General features: G+C 57.7%; 17 protein-coding genes and 1 pseudogene. 12 read left to right on the top strand and 6 right to left on the bottom strand.

Features of this window, described 5'->3' with window-relative positions; translation table 11 throughout:
• Window positions 1-152: 152 nt before the first annotated feature.
• A complete protein-coding gene (locus ABS758_RS06240) occupies window positions 153-1,067 on the top strand; it encodes a Rossmann-like and DUF2520 domain-containing protein (protein WP_350381900.1) in 915 nt (304 codons plus the stop codon).
• A gap of 54 nt (window positions 1,068-1,121) precedes the next feature.
• On the opposite strand, the gene ABS758_RS06235 is transcribed toward ABS758_RS06240, so the two are convergent.
• From ABS758_RS06235 to ABS758_RS06220, 4 genes are all read right to left on the bottom strand, one after another.
• Window positions 1,122-1,865: an amino acid ABC transporter ATP-binding protein gene (locus ABS758_RS06235; RefSeq protein ID WP_350381901.1), complete on the bottom strand. Its 744-nt coding sequence runs from the start codon at window positions 1,863-1,865 to the stop codon at window positions 1,122-1,124.
• Entirely contained in the window at window positions 1,862-2,542 is a 681-nt protein-coding gene (locus ABS758_RS06230) for an amino acid ABC transporter permease (protein WP_350381902.1), read from the bottom strand. The genes ABS758_RS06235 and ABS758_RS06230 overlap by 4 nt, the downstream gene beginning before the upstream one ends.
• 46 nt (window positions 2,543-2,588) lie before the next feature.
• Window positions 2,589-3,386 carry an amino acid ABC transporter substrate-binding protein gene (locus ABS758_RS06225; protein ID WP_350381903.1) on the bottom strand — a complete coding sequence of 266 codons (798 nt, stop codon included), beginning with the start codon at window positions 3,384-3,386 and terminating at the stop codon, window positions 2,589-2,591.
• A gap of 173 nt (window positions 3,387-3,559) precedes the next feature.
• Complete coding sequence (locus ABS758_RS06220) at window positions 3,560-4,483, bottom strand: 3-hydroxyacyl-CoA dehydrogenase family protein (protein ID WP_350381904.1); 924 nt, start codon at window positions 4,481-4,483, stop codon at window positions 3,560-3,562.
• 331 nt (window positions 4,484-4,814) lie between these two features.
• Here ABS758_RS06220 and ABS758_RS06215 point away from each other — a divergent pair, with 331 nt between their 5' ends.
• The 8 genes from ABS758_RS06215 to ABS758_RS06180 all read left to right on the top strand — a co-directional run bounded on the left by ABS758_RS06215 (window position 4,815) and on the right by ABS758_RS06180 (window position 12,031).
• The gene (locus tag ABS758_RS06215; RefSeq protein ID WP_350381905.1) at window positions 4,815-5,822 is read left to right on the top strand and encodes a YncE family protein; all 1,008 of its coding nucleotides are present in this window, start codon (window positions 4,815-4,817) and stop codon (window positions 5,820-5,822) included.
• 63 nt (window positions 5,823-5,885) lie between these two features.
• Window positions 5,886-6,194, top strand: coding sequence for a high-potential iron-sulfur protein (locus tag ABS758_RS06210; protein ID WP_350381906.1), 309 nt, complete (start codon window positions 5,886-5,888; stop codon window positions 6,192-6,194).
• 79 nt (window positions 6,195-6,273) lie between these two features.
• Window positions 6,274-6,945: a heavy metal response regulator transcription factor gene (locus tag ABS758_RS06205; RefSeq protein ID WP_350381907.1), complete on the top strand. Its 672-nt coding sequence runs from the start codon at window positions 6,274-6,276 to the stop codon at window positions 6,943-6,945.
• The gene (locus ABS758_RS06200) at window positions 6,942-8,351 is read left to right on the top strand and encodes a heavy metal sensor histidine kinase (RefSeq protein ID WP_350381909.1); all 1,410 of its coding nucleotides are present in this window, start codon (window positions 6,942-6,944) and stop codon (window positions 8,349-8,351) included. The genes ABS758_RS06205 and ABS758_RS06200 overlap by 4 nt, the downstream gene beginning before the upstream one ends.
• 349 nt (window positions 8,352-8,700) lie before the next feature.
• Window positions 8,701-9,246 carry a cupredoxin domain-containing protein gene (locus tag ABS758_RS06195; RefSeq protein WP_350381910.1) on the top strand — a complete coding sequence of 182 codons (546 nt, stop codon included), beginning with the start codon at window positions 8,701-8,703 and terminating at the stop codon, window positions 9,244-9,246.
• A gap of 2 nt (window positions 9,247-9,248) precedes the next feature.
• Window positions 9,249-10,712, top strand: coding sequence for a cbb3-type cytochrome c oxidase subunit I (locus ABS758_RS06190; RefSeq protein WP_350381911.1), 1,464 nt, complete (start codon window positions 9,249-9,251; stop codon window positions 10,710-10,712).
• Window positions 10,713-10,722: 10 nt separating this feature from the next.
• Complete coding sequence (locus ABS758_RS06185) at window positions 10,723-11,349, top strand: SCO family protein (protein WP_350381912.1); 627 nt, start codon at window positions 10,723-10,725, stop codon at window positions 11,347-11,349.
• A gap of 13 nt (window positions 11,350-11,362) precedes the next feature.
• Window positions 11,363-12,031, top strand: a complete 669-nt coding sequence (locus ABS758_RS06180) for a hypothetical protein (protein ID WP_350381913.1) — start codon at window positions 11,363-11,365, stop codon at window positions 12,029-12,031.
• Here ABS758_RS06180 and ABS758_RS06175 read toward each other — a convergent pair.
• Window positions 11,976-12,680 (bottom strand): Crp/Fnr family transcriptional regulator, encoded by a 705-nt coding sequence (locus ABS758_RS06175; RefSeq protein ID WP_350381914.1) that lies wholly within the window; start codon window positions 12,678-12,680, stop codon window positions 11,976-11,978. The two genes, ABS758_RS06180 and ABS758_RS06175, sit on opposite strands and share 56 nt — an antisense overlap.
• A gap of 9 nt (window positions 12,681-12,689) precedes the next feature.
• The gene (locus tag ABS758_RS06170; protein WP_350381915.1) at window positions 12,690-13,622 is read right to left on the bottom strand and encodes a LysR family transcriptional regulator; all 933 of its coding nucleotides are present in this window, start codon (window positions 13,620-13,622) and stop codon (window positions 12,690-12,692) included.
• 194 nt (window positions 13,623-13,816) lie between these two features.
• Here ABS758_RS06170 and ABS758_RS06165 point away from each other — a divergent pair, with 194 nt between their 5' ends.
• The 3 genes and pseudogenes from ABS758_RS06165 to ABS758_RS06155 form a co-directional block, all read left to right on the top strand.
• Complete coding sequence (locus ABS758_RS06165; protein ID WP_350381916.1) at window positions 13,817-14,275, top strand: DUF4148 domain-containing protein; 459 nt, start codon at window positions 13,817-13,819, stop codon at window positions 14,273-14,275.
• A 138-nt stretch (window positions 14,276-14,413) separates the two neighbouring features.
• On the top strand, window positions 14,414-15,385 hold the full coding sequence (locus tag ABS758_RS06160; protein WP_350381917.1) for a glutathione S-transferase family protein: 972 nt from the start codon (window positions 14,414-14,416) through the stop codon (window positions 15,383-15,385).
• 8 nt (window positions 15,386-15,393) lie between these two features.
• A pseudogene (locus ABS758_RS06155) lies at window positions 15,394-15,501 on the top strand (arginase family protein); the annotation flags it as partial.
• Window positions 15,502-15,503: the final 2 nt, after the last annotated feature.

Raw genomic sequence — 15,503 nt, 5'->3', positions numbered from 1 at the left:
TCAGAAATAGGTCGCATGGTTGTTGAGTCCGTGCCACGGTTCCGAATGCAACCCGGGTGGTCGCCCTAGCAGCAGACATCCCCGCCGTCACCGCGACCGATATGGAATAGGCGTGTGTTCTGGTGGCAGTTCAAGAAAGAGAGGCGAATGCAATGAATCTTGTATCTAAACATCGGTCTGGGCCGGAGGCATTGGTGCTGGGCTTTATCGGCGCCGGCCGCTTGGCACGGGCTATGGCATTGGCCCTGCAGCAGGCTGGGCTGCCCGTGGCGCGGGTGGGCAGCCGCAGCGCGGAAGGTGCCCGAGCCACGGCCGCGATGCTGCAGGATTGCCTGCCTTGCGACCCGCAAGACGTGGCCGATCACTGCGATCTGGTCTTCATCACGACGCCGGATGCCGCAATCGCTCGGGTGGCCGAATCCCTGAGCTGGCACGCGGGCCAGGGGGTGGTGCATTGCAGCGGTGCGACGCCCGTGGCGGTGCTGCAGCCGGCCGCCGCCGCAGGCGCGTTGATCGGTGGTTTTCATCCCATGCAGGCCTTCGGTGCCGATCCGCAGGCGGCGGTGCGCAGCCTGCCGGGTTGCACTGTGGCAATCGAAGCGGCCGAACCGTTGCTAGATATCCGGCTGCATGAGCTGGCGCAGCGCTTGGGATGCGCAGACCTGACCTTGCCGCCGGGCGTGCGGGCGCGCTATCACGCTTCGGGCGGTTATGCCTCGCAGCATGTGCATGTGCTGCTGGCCGAGGCCGTGCGTCTGTGGCAGTCCTGGGGGGCGACGGAGCAGCAGGCGCTGGATGCCTTACTGCCTCTGCTGCGCGGGACGTTGGCGTCGCTGGCCCGCAGTGGGGTTGCGGACGGCATGCCGGGCCCGATCTCGCGCGGGGATGCCGGCACCGTGCGTCAGCACCGGCAGGCGCTGCAAGCGGTGGATCCGGATATGCTCGATCTGTATGACCGCCTGTGCGTGCGAGGTGTCGCCCTGGCCCGGACGACGGGCCGGCTGGACGCCGCCCAAGCCGAGCGGCTAGAACAGACGCTGGATGCGCCGCCCGATCAGAACGAATAACGGTTGCTCAATTTTCTGTCGGACGCGCGTTGCTTGTTGCTGTGGGCTTCGGAATCAACCTTGCAGCGTAATGACAAACCGCTGTGTCCTGGGATCTTGCGGATGCTTAAAGAGTTCCCGCGATGGGCCTGATTCGACAATAGTACCGTCTTCCAGAAACATGGTCTGGCGGGCGATCTGGGCGGCCAGCCGCAGATCATGGGTGGCCATCAGCATGGTCATGCCCTCTTCGGCGAGGTCGCCAAGCACGGCCACAACCTCGGCTGCGAGGCTTGGATCCAGGGCAGAGGTTGGTTCGTCGCATAGCAGCACGCGTGGCTCGGGTGCCAGGGCGCGGGCGATTGCCACGCGCTGTTGCTGGCCGCCCGACAGGCTGGCAGGCCAGGCGTCGGCCTTGTCGCGCAGGCCTACTTTGTTCAGCAGTTCGCAGGCGCGTGTATAGGCCTTTTCGCGCGGCCAGTGCTTGACGGTGATCAGGCCTTCCATCACGTTCTGGATGGCGGTCTGGTGGGGGAACAATTGAAAGTTCTGGAATACCATGCCGGTTTGCTGGCGGATGCGCTGCACAGCGGGCCGGTTGGGGTGCCGCCCTGCCTGGAATTCAATGCTTTCAGTGCCGATGGTGACCGTGCCTTCGTCGGGGGTCTCCAGCAGGTTCACACAGCGCAGCAGCGTGCTCTTGCCGCTGCCCGAGGGGCCGATTAGCGCCGTGACCTGACCTTCGTCGATCGTCACGCTGACGCCTTTTAAGACTTTGTGTCCGCCGAAGGATTTGCGGATGCCTTGCATCTGGATCATCGCTGGCCCTCGGAAAAAACCGCGTGCTGGCTGAAATGGCGTTCCAGCCTGGTTTGCGCACTGGACAGGAAAGAGCACAGCACCAGGTAGATCAGGGCGGCTTCCGTGTACAGGATCAGCGGTTCGTAGGTAACAGACGCAATGCGCTGTGCCGCCTGGAAGATTTCGGGCACGGTGATGACGGCTGCCAATGAGGTGTCCTTGACCAGCGAGATGAAGGAATTGGCCAGCGGCGGCACTGCCACCCGGGCTGCTTGCGGCAAGATCGTGCGCCGCAGTGCCTGGGCGCGGGTCATGCTCAGGGAATAAGCGGCATCCCATTGTCCACGGGGGATGGCCTCGATGGCCCCGCGGATGACTTCTGCGTTGTAGGCGCCGACGTTGAGCGAGAACCCGATCAGGGCGGCGGGCAGCGGATCGAGAACAAAACCGAGGCTGGGCAGACCATAGAAAATGACAAACAGCTGCACCAGCAGGGGCGTGCCCCGAATCAGCCAGATATAGAAACGCACCAGGGCCACCAGCGGTGGAGGCCCAAACAGGCGCACGATGGCGGCCAGAAAAGCCAATGCCAACCCTATCAGGAAAGACAGGATTGCCAGTGGTACTGTGAATTGAATCCCTCCGACCAGCAGCGGCCAGAGGGAGTTTGCCATCAGATGCAGCCAGTCTGGCACGGTCGGGTGCTCCTTGCAGATCGTGTCGCAGTATAAATCACCAAGCTTACTTCACCCGGGAGGACAGATCGGTGCCGAAGTAGCGTTCTGAGATGGTCTTGTAGGTGCCGTCTGCGCGGATGGCGTCCAGAGCCTTGTTGACAGCGGCTTTCAGGGCCGGCTGGTCCTTGCGCATCAGCACACCCGATTGGCTGAATTCGGCGCTGGTGTCCGTGGCCACAACCCGAACCTTGGCGGCTGGTTGCTGCTTCTTGAAGTCTAGAAAGGACAGCTCGTCATTGATGGTGGCGTCCACCCGTCCGGAGGTTAGCAGCGCGATAGCGTCGTTGAAGCCTTGCACCGGCACGACTTCAGCCCCGTATTTCTGTGCCAGCTTGCCGAAGTTGCTGGTGATGGTGTTGGCCGAGCGCTTGCCTTTCAGATCCTTGAAGTTGTGGATCGAGGTGTTGTCGTCGCGGACGATGAGTGCGGCGGCCGAGGAAATATACGGCTTGGAAAAATCGTACTTGGCCTGGCGTTCTGCCGTGATGCCCACCTGGTTGATGACAACATCGTAGCGGTTGACGTTCAGCCCGGCGATCAGGCCGTCCCATTTGCCTTCAACAAACTCTGCCTTGACGCCCAGTTGCTTGGCGATGGCACGACCGATGTCCACGTCGAAGCCCACCAGCGCGTTGTCTTTCTGATTGTGAAACGAAAACGGCGCGTAGGTGCCTTCGGTGCCGATGCGGATAACGCCGGCCTTTTGGATGGCGGCCAGATCATTGGTGGCAGCCTGGGTGGTGGGCGCCATTGTCAGCAAGGGCAGGGCGGCAGCCAGGATAAGCACGGAAAGTTTTTTCATGAGCAGGCCTTTGTAGTAGAAACCCCGCCGCCCGGAAGGGAGAGCCCAGGCGGTGGGGTTTAGTTGGTACCGTTATATCAACAGCATTTATTATGGTTTTTAATTCTATCCAGACTGTGTGGCAGCTGCAAAGTTTTTCAGATCTTAAGCATATGGCAAGCGGTTATTTGATCTTATGATTTCGCGCGCGCCAGGATGTACTGCAGCACCATTTTGTCGCGTTGCGCGGCAAGATCCTGGTTGCTGGTGTTTGCAAGTACTTGCTTCATCCCGGCTTCAAGCGTGTCGACGGCTGCGGGTGTCAGGTCTGGTGAGCCGAGGTCGTTCCACCAATCTTCTACGTGGCTGCCCAGGTGGTCGCAGAATGCACGGATCCCGCCCGCACCGCCACCCAGGTGAAACAGGGTTGTCGGGCCAAACGCCGCCCATCTCAGGCCTGGGCCAAAGGCAACTGCCTTGTCAATATCTTCGACGCTGGCAACACCCTCTTGTGCAAGGTGGATTGCCTCGCGCCAGATGGCCGCCTGGAGCCGGTTGGCAATGTGGCCGGGTACCTCTTTGTGCAACTGCACGCAGACTTTTCCGATGGATTGGTAGAAATCGACAGCGCGCTGCAGTACGCCCGTGTCCGTTTGAGTGTTCTCCATCACCTCCACCAGCGGTATCAGGTGGGGAGGGTTAAATGGATGCGCCAGAATAAGCCGGCCGGGATGCTGGAAACCAGTTTGTAATTCGCTTAAGCGAAGTCCGGAGGTTGACGTCCCGATAATGACATCTGGTTTCAGTCTGGGTTCGATGGCTGCATAGAGAGCATGCTTGAGCGCCAGCCGTTCGGGGATGCTTTCCTGGATAAAATCAGCGTCCCTGACCGCTTCTGCTGGATCCGCGACCAGCGTTATCCGCGACATATCACCCGCGTGGTGCCAGCCCAATGCAGTCAGTGTCGTCGAGGCGCCCTCGACGAACTTTGAAAGCCTCTGAGGTGTGTCAGGAGAGGGATCATAAACACTCACGTTTCGGCCCGTTGCTGCAAAAAGCGCCGCCCAGCTCAGGCCGATGGTGCCTGCACCCAGTATCGTGATGTTCGGATAGTTCATGATGTCATTGTCCCTGTACAGTCCTTTGTATACGGCAATGGTACTTTACGCCGGTCTTGGCTCAAGGCCCTGAACGTAACGAAGATCACTCCACGCGATCAGGCCTTGCTGACCGCAGTGTCGGAAGGAAGGGTAGGCTTCCTCTACACAATGCCATTGAGCGATTACTGTGCCGCCTTGATGTTTTTGCTGCACCGAATGGCTGTGTTTTCATGACAAATCTGTCATCAGAATGTCACTCTGCGGACAGAAGGCGAATCCTAAGATGCAAAGGCATGACGCACCAGTGATACCGCTGGATCCGTCGCGCCAACTATCTTCAGGAGTTTCAATGAAATTGAACAATCAACAGCATGCCTCATCTGTCCGTTTTCGTTGGTTCCCTTATCACTTGGGCCTTGCCATTGCACTCTCCACGACGGTTGCGTGCGTGCAGGCGGCGACGTCCTCTGAGTTTTTTCCACAGCCTGTTTACACCACGCTCACCAAAGCCAACGGTGTCGAAGAAATGGCAACCTCAAAAACCATCGAGGGCCTGCCCACTGCCCACTACGATGCCATTTTGGCCGATGGCAAATGGCTGATGGTGAGCAGCAAAGATCAGCCAGAAGCCTATTTATTGGACGCGCAGAGCGGCAAGAAGCTTGCCACTTATAAAATCGGCAAAGTACCCCAAGGTGTCGCCATCAGTCCTGACGGGCGTTGGGGCATGGCTGTCGCTGCCGGCGAGGGGACCGTCTCGATTATCGATCTGAAAACCAGGAAGCTGGTCAGGACGATCATCGTGGGCAAAACACCTCATAACATCCGGTTCACTCGCGATAGCCGGATTGCGTATGTCACCTTGCAAGGTGGAAGCGGCGTGGCGGTCGTGGATATGGCTTCACTGAAGAAAATCGGTGAAATCGCCGTGCCGGGCATTAAAGGGCCTCACAATCTCGACCTTTCAGCAGACGAGAAAACACTGTGGGTGCGTGATTTTGTCGGTAAAGTTGCTGCGGTGGATATCGCCTCACGCAAAGTAGAAGCGGTGATTCCGGTGGGGTTGGGCCATGGTGGCATCGACGTCACGCCAGATGGCAGGTATGTCGTCGCGGGTGCAATCGCAGACCACGTCGTCGATGTCATCGATCCCAAGACCAAGAAGGTCATCAAGCGTATTGATGTGGGGCAGGGGCCGCATGGTGTTCGGGCCAGCGCAGACGGGCGCTGGATCTACGCATCGGTTACTGGTACCAACAGGATTGCCGTTATCGATGTCGGCACGCTGACGGTTGCCAAGCAAGCAGCCATTACGGGCCAAGTACCGTTCTGGATCTCCGTTGTGGGCAACGACTAATCATTTTGAATCGTAGGGCGACGGTGCCTTGTAACGCAGCCCCGTCACTGAAACGGGATCCTTATGCGAAACACACCTCCTCGTATCATTCCACGCCGTCAGGCACTCCACAAACTGGCGTTGGCCACGGGCACGGCCGCAGCGCTTCCGCTGACGGCGCTATTGGGTAATTCCCGCTCATTTGCAGCAGAGGTCTCGGGAAAAGCCAGTAAAACTGTGGTCAGGTATCAGGATTATCCTGACGGTGCGTCTTTCTGTGCAAACTGTGCCAACTTCATCCCCGGGCCAACGGGCGACTCGCCCGGCACCTGCCTGGTCGTCGCAGGTGCTATCAGCCCAAAGGGATGGTGTCTTGCATATGCCGCTGGCTAGAGAGTACGGCCTGGATCCACAAACCTGGGCTTATGGGCCTGGGCTTATAAAATAGCGCTTTCTCGATAGAGACTTGCTTATGGCCATCCTCGTGATTGAAGACGATATGAAAACGGGCAATTATCTGCAAAAAGGCCTGACCGAGGCAGGTCACCATGTGGATCTGGCTCGTAACGGCATCGATGGCCTGCACCTCGTCCGCGAGCAGTATTACGAACTTCTGATCCTCGATGTGATGCTGCTGGGGAAAGACGGTTGGCAGGTCATGGAGGAGGTGCGGCAGTCTTCGGACGTGCCTGTGATCTTCCTCACGGCACGCGACCTGGTCGAGGATCGCATCCATGGATTGAGGCTTGGTGCGGATGACTACCTGGTGAAGCCGTTTTCGTTTACCGAGTTGGTTCTACGCGTACAGACACTGCTTCGTCGTCGTGTGAACCGTGAACCCGACACCTTGAAGCTGGCCGACCTGGAGCTGGATCCGGTTCGGCGTAAAGTTGTTCGAGGGGGCATCACGATTGCACTGACGAACAAAGAATTCATGCTTCTGCACCTGCTTTTGTGCCGACAGGGAGAAGCCCTGCCACGCACGATCATTGCTTCCCAGGTTTGGGATATGAATTTCGACAGCGACACCAATGTGGTGGATGTTGCGATCAAGCGCCTGCGTGCCAAAGTGGATGCGCCCTTCGAGCAAAAACTGATACAGACGGTTCGCAGCATCGGCTATATGCTTGCCGAGCATCCATGAAGTGTCGTGCACCACAATCTCTGACGGCACGCGCGGCCATTGGTTTTGCGATCATCTCTTGCATTGTTGTCTCCGCACTTGGCTTTTATTTGTACGCATCGGCAAAGCAGGCGTTGGAAACACGGGCAGATTACAGCCTGATCGGCAGGATCGAGCGCTTTCGTACCCTGCTGCAGGATCTATATAACGTACGGCAGATGGAAGAACGTCCTGAGCTTTTCGAGAGCATGTTGGGCAACGAGCAGGATGTGCGCATCTTTCAGCGCGTGGGGGAGAAGCCGTTCATCTACGTCAATCCCGACCACATGGCCGTGCCTCCCCTGGTGCCCGTTCCCGTGGATCAGAACGTAGGCATTGAGGCGTTGCACGTCGGGATACGTGCTGACGGGGTTGGTGTACGTTGGGTTTCGGCGCTTGCCGAAGTTGGGGGCCGGGCGGGCACTGTCAAAATCACGGCCGCCTATGTATTGACTCAAGAATCACGCATGCTGGCAGCCTACAGGCTGCGTGTGATGGGGGCCATCGTACTTACCGCGCTATTTACTTCTTTGCTTGGGTTTTTACTGTTGAGGCGTGGCTTAAGCCCACTGCGAGTGATGACGAATCGTGCGCGGCAGGTGTCACCCACCAACCTCACCGTACGCTTGCCGGAAGAAAACATCCCTTCCGAGCTTCGCCAGCTTGCACATTCGTACAACGCCATGCTGGATCGTGTGCAAGCGGGCTATGAGCACCTCTCCCAGTTTTCGTCCGACCTCGCCCATGAGATACGTACTCCGGTGAATACCTTGATGGGGCAAACCCAGGTGGCGCTGGCGCAACCCCGGGGCGTCGCCGACTACGAAGCATTGCTCATATCCAACCTTGAAGAGCTGACGCGCATCGCGCACATTGTGGAAAATATCCTTTTCCTCTCGCGCGCGGATCACACCGCCGTCACGTCTCGCTGTCGGCCCATCGTGCTTTCCCAAGAGCTGGAAAAAATCGCCGAATATTTTGAAGGTCTGGCTGATGAGCGGAGTATGTCATTCCTGATCGAGGCCAGCGGCATTGGCCATGCAGATCCTGTGATGTTCCAGCGTGCTGTCAACAACCTTGTCATCAATGCCATCCGCTATGGAGTGGCTGGCACCCTCATCAGCTTGACGGCACGCTCCGGCCCGGAAGGATTTTCAGTCGCGGTCGAGAATCATTGTTCTCCTGTCAGCCAGGAGGAAGCTGACCGCATGTTCAGGCGCTTTTATCGCGGGGATGCCTCTCGCAGCCTTCCGGCAGAATCCAACGGCCTGGGCCTTGCCATCGTTGTCGCCATCATGGACATCCATGGCGGCCGCGCGCGAGCTGAAGCGCACGGCGACGGAAGCATCACATTTCGTCTGGATTTTCCGGTGAAAGGAGTGGAATGACGGGTGGACGGTAGGGGTGTGCGAGATCTCGCGGAGATAACCTCGCCCGGATTCACCTCTGCCAAGTTCTCCATTTTCGTGGAAGCCTGGATGATATGTGGCCTCTCAGGCTTTAAATACGTATCACAAACTTGAACTTGTGTTCAATCAATATCTTGCACGCGTTCATACAATCAGTCACCAATCCAAGTCTGTCGGGCCGACACCCCTAAACGGCCACGCAAACGGACGGTCGACGGAGACAGACCTCACCCCACGCCTTCCCCGCCATCTTTCCGATGCTTCGGCCGGCCTACGGCTGCCCGCTCGACTTGGCAAAGAACCCTTTGTAAAGACGGAGAGGATCATCGTGACTGTTCAAAATGTTGTTTGGCCGTTAGCGCTGCTGGGCATTGCCGCCGTAGCGCTAATTTTTATTTTTGTCATCAGCCAGGCCCGCAGGGTGGCCAATGCACAAGAAACCCGGCAGGCCGCCCATACGGCCCACGTGATCCAGGCCTGGTTCTTTGGCACTCTGGTGGTGGGGTTTGTTTTAGGCACTTGGCTTACCTTGCGGCATTTTCCCATCCCGCAACAACATCAGGCCCTGCAGGCAGATCAAGTCGTCGATGTAGAGGGCTTCATGTGGGGATGGACTATGCAGCCCACCAAAGTGCAGATCGGCCAGGTGGTCGAGTTTCGTGTCACCAGCAAAGATGTCAATCATGATTTCGCCATTTATGGCCCCGATGGCAACATCGTGGCGCAAACCCAGGCGATGCCGGGGTTTACCAACAAGCTTCTGTACCAGTTTGAGAAGGCAGGTGCATATACAGTGCAGTGCCTTGAGTATTGCGGTGTCGGACACGGCTTCATGAAAACCACGATTACCGTCGATGCGGCAGGAGAACACTGATCATGGCAACGCTTACCTTGTATCCAACCGATGAAACGCTCGATACACCCTCGCGCCTGAGCTTCAACCTGTACATGATCACGTCGATCATCGCTATTTTGTTGTTCATGCTGCTGGGGCTGACCATGCGCCTCAATGAAGCGCAGTGGATCAGTCTCTCTGCGCCGCTGTTTTACCAACTGCTGTCCATGCATGGCACCGGCATGATAGGCATTGCATCCCTGGCCACCACTGCGGTGATGTGGTATTTCCTACGTAAGTATGTCACCTTGCATTTGTGGGTGTTCTTCACCAACTACGCCCTCTTTGTGGCGGGTGCCCTATGCATCGTGCTATCCATTTTTGTTGGTGGCTACGGCGCACTCTGGACCTTCCTTTACCCACTGCCCGCCAAAAGCATGGGCCTGTGGTCAAGCGGTGCGTCCGAGCTTTATGTGGTGGGTTATATCCTCATCGGCTTTGGCTCTCTGTTGTTTTACCTTGATGCTGCGGCAGGCATCGTGCACCATTACGGAGGGCTGGGCAAGGCGATGGGCTGGCAATGGCTGTTTGGTGGCACCGTCGACCCCAACCATCCTAAAGCGGTGATTGCCAGCGCAGGTGTCATTATCGCCAACTCATTGGGCATCATCGCAGGTGAAGTTGCCCTGTTCATGACATTGGTCAACCTGATTTACCCGGATGTGGTGCTCAATGCCTTGTTGGCTAAAAACCTGATCTATTGGTTTGGCCATATGTATGCCAATGCCACCATCTATATGGGCGTCATTGCTGTTTACGAGCTTCTGCCACGCTACACCGGCAAGCCTTATGTGGTGTCGCGCCCCTTTATCTGGGCATGGCTGGTGACGGCGCTATACGTCATTGTCGTGTTCCCGCACCATCTGTTCATGGATTTTGCACAGCCGCGCTGGGTGGCTGTCATGGGGCAGATTGCCTCGTGGGTTGGCGGGTTTCCGGTGTTTGTCATCACCGTGTATGGCGCGTTGGTTAACTTGTACCGCTCCAATATCCGCTGGAGCATGCCCTCGATGCTGCTGATTCTGGCCATGTTTGGCTGGGCGGCCGGTGTGGTGCCCGCCATCATGGACGGTACGATCCGCGTCAATGCCGTGATGCACAACACTTTGTGGGTACCTGGGCACTTTCATTTCTACATGTTGCTTGGCATGCTGCCCATGGTGTTGGCACTCATGTATCACGAGATTGGCCGCCTTGGGCAGGCGCCTGTCCGGTCTGCGGCCGATCAACTCGGCTTTCCGCTCTTTTTCGTGGGCGCCCTGATCTTTGTGCTGGCTTTTCTGTATGGCGGGCAATCGGGCGTTGCCCGGCGGATGGCCGAACACTGGGCCAGCTGGACAGCCAGCGACGGAGTGGGTGCCATCGGGGCCAGCCTGGTTGTGATATCGATTCTCTACTTCGCGAGCCGTATCACTCTGGGTTTGCTCAGGAAACCAACCGCCTGATGGGGGCGTCATGTCTGTCCTGAGAACCTGTGGGGCCAGTGTAGCGATCATCGCATTGGGGGTGGGTCTGCTGGCCACCACCACCCATGGGTTTCAAACCTATACCACCGAGAGTGCGCTCCGCCTGAGCGTGGGTCAGGCCCCGCGCCCGGTACCTGGTGTCCGCTTGCAGGCTGCCAACCACGAGACGCTCGGTCTGACAGATTTTCGTGGTGCGTGGCTGGTGGTGGGGTTCATGTACACACGCTGCACAACAGTATGTTCGGTGCAGGGGAGTGGCTTTGCCCTGCTGCACACGTTGCTGCAACGTCGTATCGAGTCCCGCCAGGTGCGTCTGCTTAGTATCAGCTTCGACCCACAACGCGACTCCCCGGAGGCCCTGAGGCACTACCAGCAGCGCTATGGTGGCGCTCTGGATGGCTGGTTTGCTGCACGGCCGTCCAACGCCACCGATTTGCAAACCTTGTTGCAAACCTTTGGCGTCCAGGCAATCCCCAACGGCCTTGGTGGTTACGAGCACAATGCGGCCTTCAACCTGGTCAACCCTCAGGGGCAGCTGGTTGCCATCCTGAACTGGGATGACCCCCAAGCGGTCGCCCGCTATGTTCAGGCTCATGTGCCGCCTGTGCAGTCTTAGGAGAGGCCGGGATATGCCGCTGCTGCATGACAGATACCCGTGCGTTGCTTCTTGCGTGCTCATGATGGCAGGGCACAAGAAAGCGGGGCGCCTGCTGCTTGGCCTTGTGGTCTGGATCGGCCTTGGGGTGCCGGCCTGCCGTCGCTGGCTTGAGGCCGACATGGCCTTGCATATGCTGGTGCAACTGCCTTTGCTGGCCTGGGTGGGCTGGCAACTGGGCCAGGCGCTTCCGGGCAAGGTCAGCCGCTGCCTGGCACCCTGGAACTTCCAAGGCATCAGCGGCCTGCTGCTGGCCAGCCTGATGATGACTGTCTGGATGTTGCCTGTTGCGCTTGATGCCGCCATTAACCAGCCATTGGGTATCCTGGCCAAATTTCTTGGTGTGCCCTTGCTGCTGGGCCTGCCGTGTGCGCTCAGCTGGCCACAGGCAGGGTTCATCGTGCGGGGGGTGTTTCTGGTGGAGTGGATTGCCACCCTATTTCGTACCGGCTGGTTGTATCTGGCCGCGCCTGTGCGCCTATGCACCAGCTATCTTCTGGATGCACAACAAATCACCGGCCAGGGGCTGTTGGCGGGTGCAAGCCTGATATTGGTTTTGCTTGTCTTGCGCCTGATTGCCGGCCCGCTCAGGACGCCGACAGGTTCTGGTACGCGCGCAGGCCTGGTTCGTCGAGAACCGTAAAATCGCGCCCCTGCACCGAAATCAGTTCGCGTTCGATGAGGTCGTGCAAGATACGCGAAAAATGCTGGGGTGTGAGGTTGAGCCTGGACGCCACAACCCCCTTTGGGACAGATAATCGAAACGAAGTGCCCTGGTGCGCTTGGGCTTCGCGCAGCAAGTAGCCGATGAGGCGTTGGTGCCCGGTATGCACGGTATAGGCGCTGACGTCACCCATCAGCATGTAGTAGTGCTGCGCCAGGCTGCGCACCAGTTGCTCGGCCAGTGCTGCGCTGGCCGCCATTTGTGTCATCAGGACGTGTGCCGGCACATAGAGCAAGTCGGTATCGCATAAAGCTTCTGCCGACACCACGTAGGGGCGTCCCAGCGTCGCCAGCGCTTCGCCAAAGCTGTCGTCGGCACCAACAATACGCATGACGCGTTCGAGCCCCGACGCAGACTCGCAGCACAGTTTGACGCGGCCTAGCACCACAATATGTACACCATTGCACGGCTCGCCACGACGCACGATCACGGCATCGCGTTTTGCATGTACGACATGTGCGTGCTGCGCCACACTCTGCTGCACGGCCGCCGGCACATCACGAAAATAAGGGATGTGGGAAACGATATCGCTGACAGACGCGTGAGGGCTGGTGTAATCGTGGGTCATGGCAGAACATTAGCACGCCGCACACACGCTCAGGGCTTTTCCGTTTTGCTCGCGGGTGTGTTCTACCAGATATTCCAGGAACACCCGCGAACGTTGTGGGATGAACTTGCGACTGGGTAGGGCGGCATACATGGCCAGCCGGCCGGTCACCCACGGATTCAAGACCCGGACCAGGGTGCCGTTGGTTAGGTAGGGGGCTGCGATATCCAGTGCGATCGACGTGATGCCTGCCCCGTCGACTGCGGCGCGAAGCAATGTATCGGTGTGGTTTGCGATAAGCACCGGATCGATATTGGGCTCGATGACTTGATCAGGGCTTGATTCCTGCCACATGCGCCAGGCACGCAGTGGCCCGTCGATACGCTTGAGACGCAGGCAATCGTGGTTTACCAGGTCCTTGGGGGTTGCCGGCATCCCCTTGCGCGCCACATAGGTCGGTGAGGCGACCAGGATGACATCGGACGCAATGATTTTTCGAGCGACGATATCCGCATCAAAATTGACATCGGTTCCCAGCAAGGTGATGTCGTAGTCTTCGATGGACGGGGCTCTGTGCGTCTCTACTTCCACATCAACCACGATATCAGGGTAACGCTGGTGAAATGCCGACAGCAGAGGGGCAATCACATAGCTGGCCAGTACAGGTTGTGCGTGTACGCGCAATCGGCCTGGCAGCTTGTTGGTGTGCTCGCTGGCAAGAGCGTCGGCCTCGTCGATATCTTGCAAAATATGCCGTACGCGGGCCAGATACGCCTGGCCGGCTTCTGTCAGGGATACCTGCCTGGTGGTGCGCTGGAAAAGACGCGTGCCAAGGTGCGTTTCAAGCTCGGCCACCATACGCGTTACCGCTGGCGGCGAGATGTCCATCGCGCGGGCTGCTGCTGCAAAGCCACCCTCGTCGGCCACCTTTTCAAAAACCCGCATGGAAATCAAATGGTCCATAGTGTTCTCCCTTATATGGGCAACCTTATTATTGCTTAATTCAGAATAGTTAATTCTGAATTTTTGTATTTATTCATTTATCAGGAAGTTTTAAAGTTACCACATCGACGAGCTAACGCAATAAATCACTTGCCGAAGCCATTCAAAGGTATTTCGTTTGATACACATAACTTATTGATGTAGAGGAACTTATCATGACACGCACTCAAATTTCTGCAATTGCCCTTGCCTTCTCGACCGTGTTTGCCGGCCAAGCCATGGCTGCCGACAACGCTCCCGTCACCCGCGACCAGGTCAAGGCCGAACTGGCACAGGCCATCAGCACCGGTAACTATGCAGTGGGTGAAGGCGCATACAAGCTGAATGAACTTTACCCCGATAATTACCCCGCACAACATGTTGCTGAAAAGACCCGCGCACAAGTTGAAGCTGAACTTGCAGAAGCCATCCGCACCGGCAATATTATGGTTGGTCAAAGTGGCGAACGCTTGAACCAGCTGTTCCCGGAAAACTATCCTGCACAACATGTTGCCAGCAAGAGCCGCACGCAAGTTCAGGCAGAACTCTCCGAAGCGATTCGTACCGGTAACATTATGGTTGGTCAAAGTGGCCAACGCCTGAACCAACTCTTCCCGGATAACTATCCTGCGTAAGGCGGCAGGCGAACACCGGAAGCAGCCCTGTGCTGGATGAATCAAAGCCGCCATTGGCGGTCAGCACAGCAGCGACTTCCAGGCATCAGATGCATCAAAAGAGGCGCCCTCGCGGCGCCTCACTCATAAGGGGCTGACATGGGACTTCTCGTAGACGGAAAATGGCATGACCAGTGGTACGACACCGCCAGTACAGGCGGGCGTTTCGTACGCAGTGATGCACAGTTTCGCAACTGGGTGACGCCTGATGGCAGCGCTGGCCCGACTGGCACGGGTGGCTTCAGGGCTGAACCCGGCCGTTATCATTTATATGTGTCGCTGGCGTGCCCCTGGGCGCATCGCACTTTGATTTTTCGTGCGCTTAAAGGCTTGCAGAAAATGATTGGCGTGTCGGTTGTCAATCCGTACATGGGAGACCACGGCTGGACGTTTGAGCCCGCTCCGGGTGTCGTGGCTGATCCCGTGGGGCAAGCACACTACTTATATGAGGTTTATCAGCGCGCCCAGGAGGGTTACAGTGGGAGGGTGACTGTCCCGGTGTTGTGGGATTTGCAGCGCAACACCATCGTCAATAACGAATCCTCTGAAATTATTCGCATGTTCAATTCTGCGTTTGATGGTGTCTGTGCCACCGAAGGCGATTACGCCCCGGCAGAGTTGCTGCCGCAAATCGATGCTATCAATGCGCACATCTATGATGCCGTCAACAATGGCGTCTACAAGGTGGGTTTTGCGACAGACCAGAAGGTGTACGAGCAGGAAGTCCAAAAGCTGTTTGCTTGCCTGGATGAGCTTGAAACCAGGTTGGGGCAGCAGCGCTATCTGGTGGGTGATCGCGTCACCGAGGCTGACTGGCGCCTGTTTACCACGCTGATTCGCTTTGACTCGGTGTACCACGGCCACTTCAAGTGCAACCTGAAGCGCCTGTCTGATTACGAAAATCTATGGCGCTACACCCGGATGCTCTACCAGTGGGCAGGTGTGGCCGGGACGGTTGATTTCGATCACATCAAGCAGCACTACTACCGTAGCCATCCCACCATCAACCCTAATGGCATCGTGCCTAGCGGCCCCATTCTGGATCTGGATCGCGTACCGGATCGCTGCTGATTGCTACCCTGGCCAGCGGCAAACTGCGCCTGGCTGATCTGGCCGAATTCAACCCGCGATATGATCAGGATAGTCGGGGGGCGCGCGTCGCTGCCCGTCTGGCTTGGCAGCTCTTGCT

This window comes from Castellaniella sp. FW104-7C03 (assembly GCF_040276085.1).
Classification (GTDB): Bacteria; Pseudomonadota; Gammaproteobacteria; order Burkholderiales; family Burkholderiaceae_B; genus Castellaniella.
This window is presented reverse-complemented; position numbering and strand designations above follow the sequence as displayed.